Annotated in this window: 10 protein-coding genes, 3 tRNA genes and 1 pseudogene; 7 read left to right on the top strand and 7 right to left on the bottom strand. The window is 37.7% G+C overall.

Translation table 11 applies throughout. The features are described from left to right. The first annotated feature begins 376 nt into the window (after window positions 1–376). The 6 genes from CGC64_RS13760 (at window position 377) to CGC64_RS13735 (ending at window position 7,899) form a co-directional block, all read left to right on the top strand. Window positions 377–2,911, top strand: coding sequence for an ATP-dependent Clp protease ATP-binding subunit (locus CGC64_RS13760; RefSeq protein WP_005675813.1), 2,535 nt, complete (start codon window positions 377–379; stop codon window positions 2,909–2,911). A 136-nt stretch (window positions 2,912–3,047) separates the two neighbouring features. Then, entirely contained in the window at window positions 3,048–5,093 is a 2,046-nt protein-coding gene (gene htpG / locus CGC64_RS13755) for a molecular chaperone HtpG (protein WP_005675814.1), read from the top strand. A 169-nt stretch (window positions 5,094–5,262) separates the two neighbouring features. Continuing rightward, a complete protein-coding gene (locus CGC64_RS13750; protein ID WP_005675815.1) occupies window positions 5,263–7,560 on the top strand; it encodes a patatin-like phospholipase family protein in 2,298 nt (765 codons plus the stop codon). A 79-nt stretch (window positions 7,561–7,639) separates the two neighbouring features. Beyond that, a tRNA-Arg gene (locus CGC64_RS13745) sits at window positions 7,640–7,713 on the top strand. A gap of 19 nt (window positions 7,714–7,732) precedes the next feature. After that, window positions 7,733–7,806, top strand: a tRNA-Arg gene (locus CGC64_RS13740). Between the two features lie 19 nt (window positions 7,807–7,825). After that, window positions 7,826–7,899, top strand: a tRNA-Arg gene (locus CGC64_RS13735). Between the two features lie 116 nt (window positions 7,900–8,015). On the opposite strand, the gene CGC64_RS13730 is transcribed toward CGC64_RS13735, so the two are convergent. The 4 genes and pseudogenes from CGC64_RS13730 to ligA form a co-directional block, all read right to left on the bottom strand. After that, window positions 8,016–8,969, bottom strand: coding sequence for an ISAon1 family transposase (locus CGC64_RS13730; RefSeq protein WP_438264363.1), 954 nt, complete (start codon window positions 8,967–8,969; stop codon window positions 8,016–8,018). Window positions 8,970–8,994: 25 nt separating this feature from the next. Continuing rightward, window positions 8,995–9,132 (bottom strand): annotated as a pseudogene (locus tag CGC64_RS19415) (ISAon1 family transposase N-terminal region protein); the annotation flags it as partial. Window positions 9,133–9,261: 129 nt separating this feature from the next. Next, window positions 9,262–10,155, bottom strand: coding sequence for a 4-hydroxy-tetrahydrodipicolinate synthase (dapA, locus tag CGC64_RS13725; protein ID WP_005675818.1), 894 nt, complete (start codon window positions 10,153–10,155; stop codon window positions 9,262–9,264). A gap of 59 nt (window positions 10,156–10,214) precedes the next feature. Beyond that, complete coding sequence (ligA, locus tag CGC64_RS13720) at window positions 10,215–12,215, bottom strand: NAD-dependent DNA ligase LigA (RefSeq protein ID WP_005675819.1); 2,001 nt, start codon at window positions 12,213–12,215, stop codon at window positions 10,215–10,217. Between the two features lie 74 nt (window positions 12,216–12,289). On the opposite strand from ligA, the gene trmD reads away from it, so the two are divergent. Then, window positions 12,290–12,967 carry a tRNA (guanosine(37)-N1)-methyltransferase TrmD gene (gene trmD / locus CGC64_RS13715; protein WP_005675820.1) on the top strand — a complete coding sequence of 226 codons (678 nt, stop codon included), beginning with the start codon at window positions 12,290–12,292 and terminating at the stop codon, window positions 12,965–12,967. A 226-nt stretch (window positions 12,968–13,193) separates the two neighbouring features. Here the strand turns inward: trmD and CGC64_RS13710 are convergent, their stop codons facing one another. From CGC64_RS13710 to CGC64_RS13700, 3 genes are all read right to left on the bottom strand, one after another. Next, window positions 13,194–14,105, bottom strand: a complete 912-nt coding sequence (locus CGC64_RS13710; RefSeq protein WP_005675821.1) for a dihydroorotate dehydrogenase — start codon at window positions 14,103–14,105, stop codon at window positions 13,194–13,196. Further along, window positions 14,093–14,869 carry a dihydroorotate dehydrogenase electron transfer subunit gene (locus tag CGC64_RS13705; protein ID WP_005675822.1) on the bottom strand — a complete coding sequence of 259 codons (777 nt, stop codon included), beginning with the start codon at window positions 14,867–14,869 and terminating at the stop codon, window positions 14,093–14,095. Before CGC64_RS13705 ends, CGC64_RS13710 begins: the two co-directional genes overlap by 13 nt. A 77-nt stretch (window positions 14,870–14,946) precedes the next feature. Continuing rightward, entirely contained in the window at window positions 14,947–15,417 is a 471-nt protein-coding gene (locus CGC64_RS13700) for a helix-turn-helix domain-containing protein (protein WP_032838141.1), read from the bottom strand. Window positions 15,418–16,276: the final 859 nt, after the last annotated feature.

The raw sequence follows: 16,276 nt of genomic DNA, 5'->3' as shown, positions 1-16,276 counted from the left end.
AAATGATTATTAATTATACATTCTACGGTTTGTGAAAAACCACGCTAAAGTACTACTTTTCCCCGATATACGAAAGTTTTTAGGAAGAAAGTTTTATTCTTCTCATAGACATCCTAAAGCTTTCCTTGTAGGATCTTTAGCTAAACTTTAAAATACGAAAACAAAATGAGAAAAACAATAAATATTAGAAATAAAACAAGGCTAATAACAGTAATAAATAGTCTGATATTTGTTATACCTTATATATATAATACAAATACACTGTTTTTATGGCACGCCATTTGTAGATATAAGAAATAAAGCAAATATTGCAATACAAACCTGATTTAATGCGTATATTTGCCAGTAAATAACCCTTAGAAGAAAAGGAAGAAGTATGAATAATCAATTCTCACAAAGAGTTTCCGACATTATCGTCTATAGTAAAGAAGAAGCTAATCGATTGAGAAGTAGGTATATAGGCCCTGAACACCTGCTTCTGGGAATGCTCCGCGACGGTGAAGGAAAAGCTATCGAGATATTGTCTAAACTCAACACCAATTTAGCTGCGATAAAGCAGCAGATTGAAGCTCAGTTGAAGGCAGAAGCTGATGATATGCTATTGCCCGATACAGAGGTGCCGTTGTCTAATGATGCGGCGAAAATATTAAAAATGTGTATATTAGAAGCACGTGGAATGAAAAGTAACATCGCTGACACAGAACATGTTTTGTTGGCAATCTTAAGAGAGAAAAATAATATGGCAGCTTCCGTACTTGAATCAAATAATGTAAATTACGTGAAAGTATTGGAACAAGCTACATTGCAACCGGATATTAATTCCGGTATGGGTTTTACTGAAGACGATGATGACGAAGAAGAAATGTCTTCATCACGCTCCGGTGGCAGAGGTAATGCCGAAGAACATCAGCAACAAGCGCAAACCGCTTCAAAAAAGCCGTCTAACGATACGCCGGTATTGGATAATTTCGGCACTGATATGACAAAAGCGGCAGAAGAAGGCCGGTTGGATCCTGTTGTTGGCAGAGAAAGAGAAATAGAACGCCTGGCGCAGATTTTAAGCCGTCGTAAAAAGAATAATCCAATTCTGATCGGAGAACCCGGCGTAGGTAAATCAGCTATTGTTGAAGGTCTTGCTCTAAGAATCATTCAGAAGAAAGTTTCACGGATTCTCTTTGATAAACGAGTGGTAGCTCTTGATATGACTGCTGTCGTCGCGGGGACCAAATACCGCGGACAGTTTGAAGAACGTATTCGTTCTATTCTCAATGAATTACAGAGAAACCCTAATGTGATTTTATTCATTGATGAGATTCATACCATTGTAGGCGCAGGTTCTGCCGCAGGCTCTATGGATGCGGCGAATATGCTAAAACCAGCATTGGCAAGAGGAGAAATACAGTGCATTGGTGCTACAACCCTTGATGAATATCGTAAAAATATTGAGAAGGATGGTGCTTTGGAACGTCGTTTTCAAAAAGTAATGGTAGAGCCTACCACTGCTGGAGAAACTCTTCAAATATTACGCAATATTAAAGACAAGTACGAGGATCATCATAATGTGTACTACACAGACGAGGCATTAGAAGCTTGTGTCAAGTTGACAGATCGTTACATTACAGACCGTAATTTCCCCGACAAGGCTATTGATGCTTTGGACGAAGCAGGCTCACGTGTACATCTTACGAATATCAATGTTCCAAAAGAAATAGAAGAACAAGAGAAGTTAATAGAAGAAGCCAAGAGCAAGAAAAATGAAGCTGTAAAATCACAGAATTTCGAACTCGCCGCCAGTTTCCGCGATAAAGAAAAAGAGCTCTCCTCCCAACTGGATGAGATGAAAAAAGAATGGGAAGCCAACTTGAAAGAAAATAGGCAAACTGTCGATGCAGAAGAAATAGCCAATGTTATATCAATGATGTCAGGCATTCCTGTGCAGCGTATGGCGCAGGCAGAAGGAATCAAACTTGCTGGTATGAAAGAAGACTTGCAGTCTAAGGTTATAGCACAAGATACCGCTATCGAAAAGTTGGTAAAAGCAATTCTCCGAAGTCGTGTGGGGCTTAAAGATCCGAACAAGCCGATTGGTACGTTTATGTTCTTAGGCCCGACAGGAGTTGGTAAGACTCATTTGGCCAAAGAATTAGCTAAATATATGTTTGGTTCTTCTGATGCGTTGATTCGTATAGATATGAGTGAGTATATGGAGAAGTTTACCGTATCACGTCTGGTTGGAGCACCTCCGGGATATGTAGGATATGAAGAAGGCGGACAATTAACAGAAAAAGTGCGTCGTAAACCATATTCTATCGTCCTGCTTGATGAAATAGAGAAAGCACATCCCGATGTGTTTAATCTCCTTCTTCAAGTAATGGATGAAGGTCGCCTAACTGACAGTTATGGCAGAATGGTAGATTTTAAAAATACGGTTATTATTATGACTTCCAATATTGGAACCCGTCAGTTGAAAGATTTTGGTCGCGGGGTCGGATTTGCAACACAAAGCCGTCTGGATGACAAAGAATTTTCGCGAAGTGTCATACAGAAAGCTTTGAATAAATCATTCGCGCCCGAATTTATCAACCGTGTAGATGAAATCATAACATTTGACCAACTTTCCTTGGAAGCTATTACGAAGATTATTGATATTGAGCTGAAAGGATTGTATGATAGAATCGAAGCTATTGGTTATAAACTTATTATTGATGATAAGGCGAAAGAATTTATTGCTGGAAAAGGGTATGACGTACAATATGGTGCCCGTCCTTTAAAGCGAGCAATTCAGACATATTTGGAAGATGGATTATCTGAACTTATCATATCTTCTTCTTTAAAAGAAAAAGATATAATTCAAGTCTCTCTTAATGAAGAAAAAGGAGGTTTGGAGATGAAAGTCGTTACTCCTCAATAAAGGAATTATTTTCAATAAGGGCACATAAGATATGCCATAATGTCAGACCTTAGGGTCTGGCATTTTTTTTGTGTTTATCTGAACAAATATATCAACTAAAATCAATCAAATAGATAAATTTAAAAATATACGTATTATGCAAAAAGGTAATATTGGGGTTACAACAGAAAACATTTTCCCTATCATCAAAAAGTTTTTGTACAGTGACCATGAAATTTTTCTTCGTGAATTAGTATCCAATGCAGTAGATGCCACTCAGAAGCTAAATACACTCGCTTCTATTGGTGAATTTAAAGGTGAACTAGGCGATTTGACTATTCATGTTGAATTAGGTAAAGACACCATTACTATCTCCGATCACGGTATTGGTCTGACTGCAGAAGAAATCGAAAAATACATCAATCAAATCGCATTCTCAGGAGCTAATGACTTCCTGGAAAAATACAAGAATGATGCAAATGCTATTATCGGTCATTTCGGACTTGGGTTCTATTCAGCATTTATGGTCGCCAAGAAAGTTGAAATCATCACCAAATCGTATAGAGATGGTGCACAAGCTGTAAAATGGACTTGTGATGGTAGCCCAGAATTTACTATTGAAGAAGTAGATAAAGCAGGTCGTGGTTCAGATATCATCTTATACATTGATGATGACTGCAAAGAGTTTCTTGAAGAATCCCGTATATCTGAGCTTTTGAAAAAATATTGCAGTTTCCTTCCTGTTCCTATTGCCTTTGGAAAGAAAAAAGAATGGAAAGATGGCAAACAAGTAGAAACAGCCGAAGATAATATCATTAATGATACTACTCCTTTGTGGACACGCAAACCAAGTGAACTTTCGGATGAGGACTACAAATCGTTTTATAGTAAGTTGTATCCGATGTCTGATGAACCACTTTTCTGGATTCATCTGAATGTGGATTATCCATTCCATTTAACGGGTATCCTCTATTTCCCTAAAGTAAAAAGTAATATTGAACTGAACAAGAATAAAATTCAATTATATTGCAACCAGGTGTATGTGACAGATTCAGTTGAAGGCATTGTACCGGACTTTTTAACTTTATTGCATGGGGTCATAGATTCTCCGGATATACCATTGAATGTTTCCCGTTCATATTTGCAAAGCGATTCGAATGTGAAGAAGATATCAACATATATCACGAAGAAAGTTTCCGACCGTTTGCAATCTATCTTTAAGAATGACCGCAAACAGTTTGAAGACAAGTGGAATGATTTGAAAATATTTATCAATTATGGTATGCTGACTCAAGAGGATTTTTACGAGAAAGCGCAGAAATTCGCCCTTTTCACCGATACGGATAGTAAACATTACACATTTGAAGAATACCAAACTTTGATTAAAGATAATCAGACAGACAAAGACGGAAATCTGATTTATTTATATGCTAATAATAAGGATGAACAATATAGTTATATAGAGGCAGCTACCAATAAAGGCTATGATGTTTTGTTGATGGATGGTCAATTAGATGTAGCTATGGTAAGCATGTTGGAACAAAAATTCGAGAAATCTCGTTTTACCCGTGTGGATAGTGATGTTGTTGACAATCTTATTGTAAAAGAAGATAGAAAAAGCGAAGTGTTGGAAGCAGGCAAACAAGATGCTATTACAATCGCCTTTAAGAGTCAATTACCTAAAATGGATAAGGTTGAATTCAACGTTATGACACAAGCGTTAGGAGAAAACACAGCTCCAGTAATGATTACCCAAAGTGAATATATGCGCCGTATGAAAGAAATGGCAAATATTCAGGCTGGAATGAGTTTTTATGGAGAAATGCCTGATATGTTCAACTTAATATTGAATTCAGATCATAAGTTAATAAAAGAAGTGCTTAATGAAGAAGAAAGTGCTTGCCAGGCAGAAGTTGCCCCAATACAGTCGGAAATGGATGCTGTCAATAAACAACGTAATGAGTTGAAAGATAAACAAAAAGGCAAAAAGGACGAAGATATCCCAACCTCTGAAAAAGACGAATTGAATGATTTGGATAAGAAATGGGATGATCTGAAAAGTAAAAAAGAAGCTATTTTTGTTGGTTATGCCAGCAATAATAAAGTGATTCGTCAACTTATTGATTTGGCTTTGTTGCAAAACAATATGTTGAAAGGTGAAGCTTTGAATAACTTCGTAAAGCGTAGTATCGAGCTGATTTAATATCGCCCCTTTATCCATTATATAACTTCAGGAAAGAGCATTCGACGTTAAAACACGTCGTAATGCTCTTTTTCGATTTAAAACGGTTGATAAAATATCGATTAATTGAAAAGTATTGTATATATTTGAACGTTTAAAAAGACAAAAGTTCAACTGTTTGATTTGGGTTATGAGAAAAATTCTTCTTGTGTTTATTACTTTATGGTTAATCGTACCAGCTATCTATGCCCAAAAAGTAGGTCTTGTATTAAGTGGAGGCGGTGCTAAAGGATTGACACACATTGGTATTATTCGTGCTCTGGAAGAAAATAATATCCCTATCGATTATATTGCAGGTACCTCCATGGGGGCCATAATCGGTTCTCTGTATGCTATGGGATATTCTCCTGATGACATGGTAGATCTTTTAAAGTCAGAAGACTTTAAAAGATGGTATTCCGGAGAAGTAGAAGAGAAATATGTATATCACTTTAAAAAGAATCTTCCTACTCCTGAGTTCTTCAATATTCGTTTCTCCTTTAGAGATTCTCTAAAAAGTTTGAAACCTCAATTCCTGCCCACTAGCGTCGTAAATCCAATTCAAATGAATCTGGTTTTCGTTGATCTGTACGCACGTGCCACTGCAGCATGTAAAGGTGATTTCGACAAACTCTTTGTTCCTTTTCGCTGTATTGCCTCCGATGTATACAATAAGAAGCAATTAATCATGAAAGAAGGCGATTTAGGAGATGCTGTCAGAGCATCAATGAGTTTTCCGTTCATGTTCAAGCCCATCGAAATTGATAACGTATTAGCCTATGATGGGGGAATTTATAATAATTTTCCGACAGATGTCATGAAGAACGATTTTCATCCGGATATTATTATCGGAAGTGTCGTTTCGGCTAATCCCACTAAACCTAAAGAAAATGATCTCATGAGCCAGATTGAAAATATGGTAATGCAGAAAACTGACTACTCTATTCCGGATTCAATGGGGATTTTGATGACATTTAAGTATGATAATGTTGGTCTTATGGATTTTCAACGTGTTGACGAATTACATGATATAGGTTATAATCGGACTATCAGTATGATGGATTCGATAAAAAGCCGCATACATCGACGCGTAAATCTTGATAATATACGTCTAAGAAGAATGGTCTACCGAAGTAATTATCCTGAATTACGATTCAAGAATATCATTATTGACGGTGCCAACACACAACAGCAAGCATACATAAAAAAAGAATTTCATAAATCAGATAACAAAGAATTCAGCTACGAAGACTTGAAACAAGGGTATTTCCGTCTACTTTCGGATAATATGATTTCCGAAATTATTCCACACGCTATCTATAATCCGGAAGATGATACTTACGATTTGCATCTGAAAGTCAAATTGGAAAATAATTTTGCCGTAAGATTAGGAGGTAATATATCCACATCTAATTCCAATCAGATTTATCTGGGGCTCAGTTATCAGGATTTAAATTACTATGCCAAGGAATTTGTTTTTGACGGCCAACTTGGAAAGGTATACAATAATGCCCAGTTTATGGCTAAAATAGACTTTTCTACTGCTATACCTACTTCATATCGCTTCATCGCATCTATCAGTACTTTCGACTATTTCAAGAAGGATAAACTTTTCTCCAGAAATGACAAACCGGCATTTAACCAAAAGGATGAACGATTCCTAAAGCTACAAGTAGGCCTGCCATTTCTTTCAAGCAAACGGGCAGAGTTTGGAATAGGGATTGCAAGGATAGAAGATAAATATTTTCAGAAAAGTGTAATAGACTTTGGAAACGATAAGTTTGATAAAAGTCGCTACGATTTGTTTGGTGGTTCTATCAGTTTTAACGGAAGCACATTAAACTCACGACAATACCCGACACGTGGTTATAGAGAAGCCCTCATTGCCCAAATTTTCATTGGAAGAGAGCGATTCTATCCGGGAGAAAGTGCTACTGGAAATAATAATAAGGAGCACCACTCCTGGTTGCAATTATCCTATATGAAAGAGAAATACCACAATATGAGTGAGCATTGGGTGTTAGGGTGGTATTTGAAAGCATTATATGCCTCTAAGAATTTTTCAGAGAACTATACTGCAACAATGATGCAGGCTGGTGAATTTTCTCCCACACAGCATAGTAAGCTCACTTATAATGAAGCATTTCGTGCCAACCAGTTTGTTGGTGCCGGTATCCGGCCTATCTATCGTTTAAACCAGATGTTTCATCTTCGAGGAGAATTTTATGGTTTTATGCCCATTTATCCGATTGAAAGAAATTCATTGAATAAGGCATATTATGGAAAAGCCTTCTCTAAATTCGAATATTTAGGAGAAATATCTGTTGTGTGTCAATTACCATTCGGAGACATCTCGGCATATGTAAATCATTATAGCTCACCGAAAAGAGAGTGGAATGTCGGACTGAGTATTGGTTGGCAACTATTCAATTACCGATTCATTGAATAAATTTTCTACAAAAAAGTCGTTGAAATGCTTGCTAATTCGGGAAAAGTACGTATCTTTGCACCCGTTAAAACGAAACAATGGTCGCGTAGCTCAACTGAATAGAGTAGCTGACTACGGATCAGCCGGTTACAGGTTTGAATCCTGTCGCGATCACTTATCGAATTAACAAAATGGCCGCGTAGCTCAACTGAATAGAGTAGCTGACTACGGATCAGCCGGTTACAGGTTTGAATCCTGTCGCGGTCACTCTTCAAAACTATTATTAGGTCGCGTAGCTCAACTGAATAGAGTAGCTGACTACGGATCAGCCGGTTACAGGTTTGAATCCTGTCGCGATCACTGAAATCCTCTGCATATTATGTGGAGGATTTTATTTTTTGCCCATTTCATCGAAGAAAATGTATCTTCAATCCTGGAAAAATCGGATCAACGTAAGAATCTGAGGGATTTTCATTTTATGCATATAATTTAGCGAGTCTATACAAGAAAAATGCTTTATCTCTTACTCCTCTGAACTGTGCCCTGAACGCTTTGATTTTAGCATTAAATGATTCTGCTGCTGCATTGGTAGCCCTTCTTTCAAAGAAGTTTATTATATTCAGATAGTGCGTTTGTATCGAGCGCGCTACCCTTCCAAAGGTGAGAAACCCCGCTTTGTCTACTTCATCATACCACCTTGCAAGCCTTGTCAAAGCTATATCTTTAAACTTACACTGATGATAGATTGATCCTAACCGCATGGCCATATAATATCCTTTCTTTATATCGGGATATTCTTTAAATAGAATCTCGGCCCGTATCCTTTGAGACTGAGTCCATAGCGATTCTTTTTTGTAAAGCAGATAAATACTCCTTGCCAGCAACTGTTTTCTTGTATCTCCATTGGCGAAAACGGGCGCATGATACATCTTTCCGCAGGCCTTTGCGTAAGCTATCTGTATGGACTCTTCGTCCAAAGCCTCCCAGCGAGCTTTCACCCGCATCTCCTGAACCGCTTCATACGCTAATTTCTGTACATGGAAACGATCCGTAACCCGTTTGGCAGCAGGGAAGCAAGTCCGGGCAATCTGTTCCATATTGGGAGCCATATCCAATGTTATCTCACGCACCTGGTAGCGGCGACGACGCGAAAGTTTAAGCAGGACAGAGGTAACCGTGCAAACATCCGTACCTTTAATGATACCAATAATACTGCCTTTACCACCGTGAGTCTCTTTATTAATCAACACAGTATAGAGTTCTCCACGGGAAAGAGCCACTTCGTCAATACAGACGTAGGCACCAATGTTCTTCTCAAACAGGAGCCAGTTCTCTGCGTGAGCAAGCTGATCCCAGTGTAGGTAATTACTTAAATGGTTGCGGTATTGACGTTCCAACAAATCCCCGTCAACGCCATATAAAGTACCCAATAACTTGCAACTGATCGGATAATTATCAATATAGTTCTTTTAAAAAAGACGCAAAGTCTTGCGTCAAACGAGTACCCTCAGCCACCATACGCCAATTGCGGGAAATATACTCATTGCTGCTTTTCAAAATCCAACGGCGACGACGGAGGTTCAATAACAATTTATATATTTAACCCTCAGGGTTATTCATTGATCCGAAAAATCACCCTTCACATTACTCTATCCATCGTGATAGAATTAAAGTGAAGGGTGATTCATTTATATACCGCAACAAGAATCGGTTTTCCTTGTATTAGCATTTAATATTTAACTCGTTCAAGACCTTACGTATCGCTTCAAACGTAGTAATTCGAGTAGGAACCAATGGCAAACGAAGTTTATTTTCAATCATTCCCATTGCGTTCAACATAGATTTTACTCCTGCAGGATTCCCGTCTACAAATAACAGGTTAAATAATTCCGTAAATTTGTGATGAATAGTCAGTGCATTAGCAAAGTCTCCTTGTAGTGCCAAACGCGTCATACGACTGAATTCGCGAGGAAAAGCGTTACCAATTACTGAAATTACGCCAACAGCTCCTAATGTAATCAAGGGAAACGTGATACCATCGTCTCCGGAGATAACATTAAAATTTTCCGGTTTATTTTTTATGATATCATCCATTTGTGTAATATTACCGGATGCTTCCTTAATGGCAATAACATTATTGAAGTCACGTGCAATGCGCAAAGTAGTCTCGGCGGTCATATTTACTCCTGTACGTCCCGGAACATTATACAATACAATAGGAAGTTCCGTTGCTTCCGCAATCGCTTTATAATGTTGATAAATACCTTCTTGGGAAGGTTTATTATAATATGGCACAACAGACAATATAGCGTCAACTCCTGTAAAATCATCGTTTTTCAGAGTTTCTACAATGGCGCGAGTATTATTACCACCTACCCCCAACAGAATAGGAATTCTTCCGTTAACGCGGTCGATTACCATTTTTTTTATGGTTTTCTTTTCTTCTTCAGTAAGAGTCGGTGTTTCGGCCGTAGTTCCCAGCACACACAAGAAATCCGCATTATTCTGCAAGAGATAGTCTACCATGCGCATCAGCGCGTCATAGTCAACGCTCTCATCCTCTTTGAAAGGAGTAATCAGTGCTACCCCCATTCCTTTCAATTTAGTCTGTATCATGAGTTTTAATTATAATCTCTAATTTATTTAGCCGCAAAAGTACGAATATTTTTCTTATCTTACGATATAAGTTTCAGAAATTCGTCCTCGCTTAGTATGGTTATTCCTAGTTTTTTTGCTTTTTCCAGCTTTGCAGGTCCCATATTCTCTCCAGCAAGTATAAAACTAGTCTTTGCAGAGATGCTTCCCACGTTCTTTCCACCATTCTTCTCAATGAGCTCTTTATATTCATCACGCGAATGATGAGTAAATACGCCGCTGATAACGATAGATTGTCCGGCAAGTTTATCCGTATATTCGCTTAAGTCCTCCTCGGTACGATAAAGTTGTAATCCTGCAGCCTTCAATCTGTTAATTAGCTCACAATTTGACTCATTAGCAAAATATGAAAGGATACTTTGAGCTATTTTTTCGCCGATTTCATCGATACTTATCAATGTTTCAAGATCCGCCTGCTGCAATTCATCTATATTCTCAAATGACTTGGCAATTTTCTTCGCTACTGTTTCACCCACAAAACGAATTCCCAAAGCAAAGATCACACGTTCAAAAGGAACGGCTTTACTTTGAGCAATTCCTGTTATGATATTCTCAGCAGATTTCTCACCCATACGGTCCAGTCCTTTAATATTTTCAACTGACAGATCATATAAATCAGCCGTATTGTGAATCAATCCCAATCGATAGAACATATCCACTGTTTCCGGCCCTAATCCATCAATATTCATGGCTTTCCGACTAATAAAGTGCTCTATTTTACCCTTAATCTGAGGAGGGCATGCTGTTTCATTAGGGCAATAGTGGGCAGCTTCACCTTCATATCTCACCAATTTGCTATTACATTCAGGACAATTAGTAATAAACCTGACCTTTTCACCTAACATAGAACTACGCGCGTCCTTATCCACTCCGGTAATTTTAGGAATGATTTCCCCACCTTTTTCTACATATACCATGTCTCCGATGTGCAAATCAAGCCCCTCAATAATATCTGCATTGTGCAATGACGCACGTTTCACGACAGTTCCCGAAAGTTGGACCGGATCTAAATTGGCTACAGGTGTGACTGCTCCCGTTCGACCAACCTGATAAGTAACTTTATTTAGACGAGTCAGCGCCCGTTCCGCTTGAAATTTATAGGCAATTGCCCACCTGGGAGATTTTGCTGTGAAACCCAGATTCTTTTGCTGTCTAAGACTATTTACCTTTAAAACAATACCATCAGTCGCAACAGGTAAATTTTTCCGTTCAACATCCCAATAATTGATAAATTCAAAGACTTCTTCCAGTGTTTTGCATTTACGTGTCAGATCAGAAATCTTAAATCCCCATTTTGCTGCTTCCTGAAGATTCTCATAATGCCCGTCGCAAGGCAAATTATCGCCCAACAAATAATACAAATACGCATCCAACTTACGAGAAGCTACAATCGCTGAATTTTGAAGTTTCAATGTTCCGGACGCCGCATTTCTTGGATTGGCAAAAAGAGGTTCTTCGCGAGCTTCTTTTTCACGGTTCAGCTCCTCGAACACTTCCCATGGCATAAGAATCTCTCCACGAATCTCAAAAGAAGAAGGATAATTATCGCCATGCAATACAAGTGGAATAGAACGGATTGTCTTTACATTATCTGTCACATCGTCACCTTTTTCTCCGTCACCACGAGTGACGGCACGAACTAACTTTCCGTCTTCGTAAGTTAACGAAATGGATGTTCCGTCGTATTTCATCTCACAGCAAATCTCAAAATCTTCATTCAATGCTTTGCGAACCCGATCATAAAAATCTGTCACTTCAGCTTCCGAATAAGTATTTGCCAAAGATAACATAGGATATTTATGTGCTACCTGCGTAAAATTCTTATTTATATCACTGCCTACACGCATTGTAGGCGAATTTTCATCTTTATATTCCGGGTGAGCCTGCTCCAAGTCCTGAAGTTCACGTATCTTCTCGTCAAACTCCTTGTCGGATATTTCGGGAGCATTCAACACGTAGTAATTATAGTTATGCCGATGAAGTTCGGCACGTAATCCTTCTATTTTCTCTTTTATATCCATAATTCTTAGATTGTTTAAGGCAAAAATACAGGTTTATCTTTGAATATTTGTACTTTTGCGAAAAATTAAAGATTATGCGTATTGATATTATAACGGTTTTGCCAGAGATGATTGAAGGCTTTTTCAATTGTTCGATAATGAAACGAGCTCAAAACAAAGGACTTGCAGAGATTCATATCCATAATCTCCGCGATTATACTGAAGATAAATATCGTCGTGTAGATGATTATCCTTTCGGAGGATTTGCCGGTATGGTAATGAAGATCGAACCTATTGAACGTTGCATCAATGCTTTGAAAGCAGAACGTGACTATGACGAGGTGATTTTTACTACTCCTGACGGAGAACAATTTAATCAGCCTATGGCCAATTCTCTTTCTTTGGCTCAGAACCTGATTATTCTTTGCGGCCATTTTAAAGGAATAGATTTTCGTATCAGGGAGCATCTGATTACGAAAGAAATCAGTATAGGAGATTATGTATTGACAGGTGGTGAACTGGCAGCGGCAGTTATGGCAGACGCTATTGTCCGCATCATTCCCGGAGTCATTTCCGATGAACAGTCTGCTCTTTCGGATTCATTTCAGGATAATTTGTTGGCAGCACCGGTATATACACGGCCAGCCGATTATAATGGTTGGAAAGTTCCCGATATCCTATTGTCCGGACACGAAGCCAAAATTAAAGAATGGGAGTTGCAGCAATCATTAGAACGTACGAAAAGACTTCGTCCTGATTTATTAGAAGAATAACTTGATTGTAAAAATACATGCAAATAAAAACGACGGTGGAAATGGATTGAGTTTTCACCGTCGTTTTTTATTTATGACCTGTTCAAGGATTTTATTTAATTTTCCTCATACGCATTTTTTCTTGATAATTCCTTTATTTAAAAAGACTCTTTCAATAAGTATATGTTAAGAGGAAAATAACACTTATTCATGAAAATTTATGCGAAGGGTTATCATGTGTTTTCAATTATATCTCAAGTGCACCTATTATTTCTTTCACAGACTTACATCCATGTCTATCCAAGTAATTATTTATACCTTCTGCTACTTTAACCGTAACAGCTGGATCTATGAAATTTGCTGTACCAATCTGGATAGCTGACGCACCGGCAAGCATAAATTCAACGGCATCTTTCCAGTTCATGATACCTCCCAATCCTATGACCGGAATATTTACTGCTTTAGCAACTTGCCAAACCATGCGTAATGCTATCGGTTTTACGGCAGCACCGGACATTCCTCCAGTTACAGTCGACAGGATAGGACGTTTACGCTCTGCATCAATGGCCATTCCCAGCAATGTATTGATTAATGACACGCTATCTGCACCACTTTCTTCTGCTGCACGGGCTATTTCTGTAATATCAGTCACGTTCGGAGAGAGTTTTACGATAAGTGTCTTTTTGTAAGCTGAACGTACTGCTTTTACTACTTCAGAAGCTCCTTTTGCTGACACGCCAAAGGCCATGCCACCTTGCTTTACATTAGGGCATGAGATGTTTAACTCTATGGCAGGAATTTTGTCAAGTTCATTAATAATTTCGGCTGTTTTCACATAATCTTCAATGGCAGATCCCGATACGTTTACAATCATATTCGTCCGGATGTCTTTTATACGGGGATATATATGCTCTACAAAGTAATCAACTCCCTTATTTTGCAGTCCCACAGCGTTTAACATCCCCGAAGGAGTTTCTGCCATACGCGGATATGGGTTTCCTTCACGTTTGTGAAGGGTTGTCCCCTTTACAATGATACCACCTATTCGCGCTATATCAATGAAATCAGAGAACTCTTCGCCATATCCAAATGTACCCGATGCGGTCATCACCGGATTTTTCATTTGTAATTCACCAATATTTACACTTAAATCTGCCATAGTAGTTTATTTATATTAAAAACAGGACCTTCTTTACATACACACAAGTGACCTTCTGTCGTGTTCTCCACACAACAAAGACAGGCACCGATTCCACAAGCCATTGTGTTTTCCAAAGAGACTTCACATTCTATCTGATTACTTTTGGCATATTTTGCCACCGCTACCATCATCGGCTTGGGACCGCAAGTATAAATCTGTTCAAAACGCACCTTATTTAATATGGAATGTTGGGTAACATATCCTTTTTCTCCGTGACTGCCATCTTCCGTAGTAGTATACACTTCGCCATATTTAACAAATTCTTCCAGTTGCAACAGATCCTTATCACTACGTGCACCCAAAAGAAAGGTAGGTTTATGACCATTCTTAGCCAATTGCTCGCCCAAATATAACATCGGTGCTGTTCCAACACCTCCACCAACTAACAAAAGCTTATCTGAAGGATTCTGAGGCATTGTATAGCCATTTCCTAATGGAAGTACCACATTGATAACATCACCCGGATTTACTTCTGCCAATCGCCTTGTTCCGTCTCCAAGCAACTGGATGAGAAACCACACTTCGTTTCGCTGTTTGTCTACAAAATTAATAGAGATAGGGCGACGCAAGAATGTAGTAGGCGAACCGTCCACCCGAAGTTCGGCAAACTGTCCCGGTAGCATTTCGGGCAGCAATGACTGAGAAGTCAACTTTAGCAATACATAGTTAGCATGCAGTTTGATATTCTCAGTAACCGTCAGATCTAAAATAAATTTCTTCATGTATGGATATAAAAAGTATAAATTCGTATTCCGGGTACAAAGATACAGGAATTTGCTCAAACCTGCGATTTTACCACTTATTTTTCAGGTCTAAACGTTTCATAGGTATTATCATCAAAGAAAATTCTTATTTCAGTAATTTTCCTGGCAGGCTTTTCTATATACCTAATCTCTTGTTTTACAATCTCTTTAGGTGTATTTCCGGTACTTCTTAATGCCATTTCCTTGCGATTTTCCAAAGTAATCGTCTCTTTGGACGGATTTACAGGATTCTCATCAAACAAAGAAGGTTGATAATCACCATTAGAGGAAGCCAATGAAGATTCTTCAGCAGAAGCCAACATTTCACCTCTTCCATATAGTAACCATTCAAGATTTACGTAATTATAAGTCTGGTGAACTTTCATCACTACTTCCAGGCTTGGTTTGTTCCGGTCATTTAAAATATGTGAGAGAGTAGATTGCTGAACTCCGATTGTTTCAGCAAAAACTCTGGGAGGAACTTTTTCTCTCTCCATTATCATCCTAATTCTGTCTTTTATTTCCATATAGCCTTTTTTGATTACAATTGTGTGCATAACATGCTGATTTCACAAAAATACAAATCCTTTATGTGAATATACAAAGGTAAATATTTTGTTTCACAAATGCAAATCACAAATCTAAAAATATAGATATGACAAATGTGTGTATTTGTTTACTGATGTATTAGTATGTTTGTATACTCATAAAAACACTATCTTTCTAAATCATATTTCAAGTTTAATAAAAAGTGGTAAATAACTAATTATTAATTATATATTATTCGTAATTTATTTATTGATTTTGTTATTCACAAAAATACATTGTGTATAATATAGTCTGTTATAGTAAAAATTTAGATATCACATGCATATTACTGATAAACAGATGTATAAATGCGTAAAGATAAAGTGTTAACCCCTCTCCTTTCACCTTTATACTACTTTATTTATTCTTGTAATTTATATCATATACTTTTGTGTATAGCTTCTTCTCGTTACACTTGTGTTTGCATTACAATATTATATTTTACAAACGGAAAGTGTAAGATATACAAAAGTGAAATTGAGTAGTTGCATCAGCAATAAAACAAGAGAAAAAATCTATAATTCACTCATGTATATCGAACGCTTTTCAAATCATCTTTTACATGTCAGGTCTAAAATGGTAAATCCTTGCAATATTTACGTACTCTTCACCTATTCTCTACTTTTTTTCAATTCTAGAGGCCTTATTTTTATCATAATAATCTATAATACAGAGTGTTATTCCCATTTTTATGATATTAATCTTTAGATAAACTAGAAAAAATGGGGAGATTATTACAGAAAATCATAAAACTATCAAAATGACAGACCAGGTTTTAAACAAAAGGAAGTTTCTCTT

Source organism: Bacteroides caccae (genome assembly GCF_002222615.2).
Lineage (GTDB): Bacteria > Bacteroidota > Bacteroidia > Bacteroidales > Bacteroidaceae > Bacteroides > Bacteroides caccae.
The sequence above is the reverse complement of the archived record's forward strand: the minus strand, read 5'-3'. Positions and strand labels throughout refer to the sequence as shown.

Bases quoted from the DNA above. Each gene is read 5' to 3' on its own strand.
- CGC64_RS13750 (WP_005675815.1), top strand. From the start codon at position 5,263: ATGAGAAAAATTCTTCTTGTGTTTATTACTTTATGGTTAATCGTACCA.
- ligA (WP_005675819.1), bottom strand. From the start codon at position 12,215: ATGGATATAAAAGAGAAAATAGAAGGATTACGTGCCGAACTTCATCGG.
- CGC64_RS13760 (WP_005675813.1), top strand. From the start codon at position 377: ATGAATAATCAATTCTCACAAAGAGTTTCCGACATTATCGTCTATAGT.
- dapA (WP_005675818.1), bottom strand. From the start codon at position 10,155: ATGATACAGACTAAATTGAAAGGAATGGGGGTAGCACTGATTACTCCT.
- CGC64_RS13705 (WP_005675822.1), bottom strand. From the start codon at position 14,869: ATGAAGAAATTTATTTTAGATCTGACGGTTACTGAGAATATCAAACTG.
- trmD (WP_005675820.1), top strand. From the start codon at position 12,290: ATGCGTATTGATATTATAACGGTTTTGCCAGAGATGATTGAAGGCTTT.
- CGC64_RS13700 (WP_032838141.1), bottom strand. From the start codon at position 15,417: ATGGAAATAAAAGACAGAATTAGGATGATAATGGAGAGAGAAAAAGTT.
- CGC64_RS13710 (WP_005675821.1), bottom strand. From the start codon at position 14,105: ATGGCAGATTTAAGTGTAAATATTGGTGAATTACAAATGAAAAATCCG.
- htpG (WP_005675814.1), top strand. From the start codon at position 3,048: ATGCAAAAAGGTAATATTGGGGTTACAACAGAAAACATTTTCCCTATC.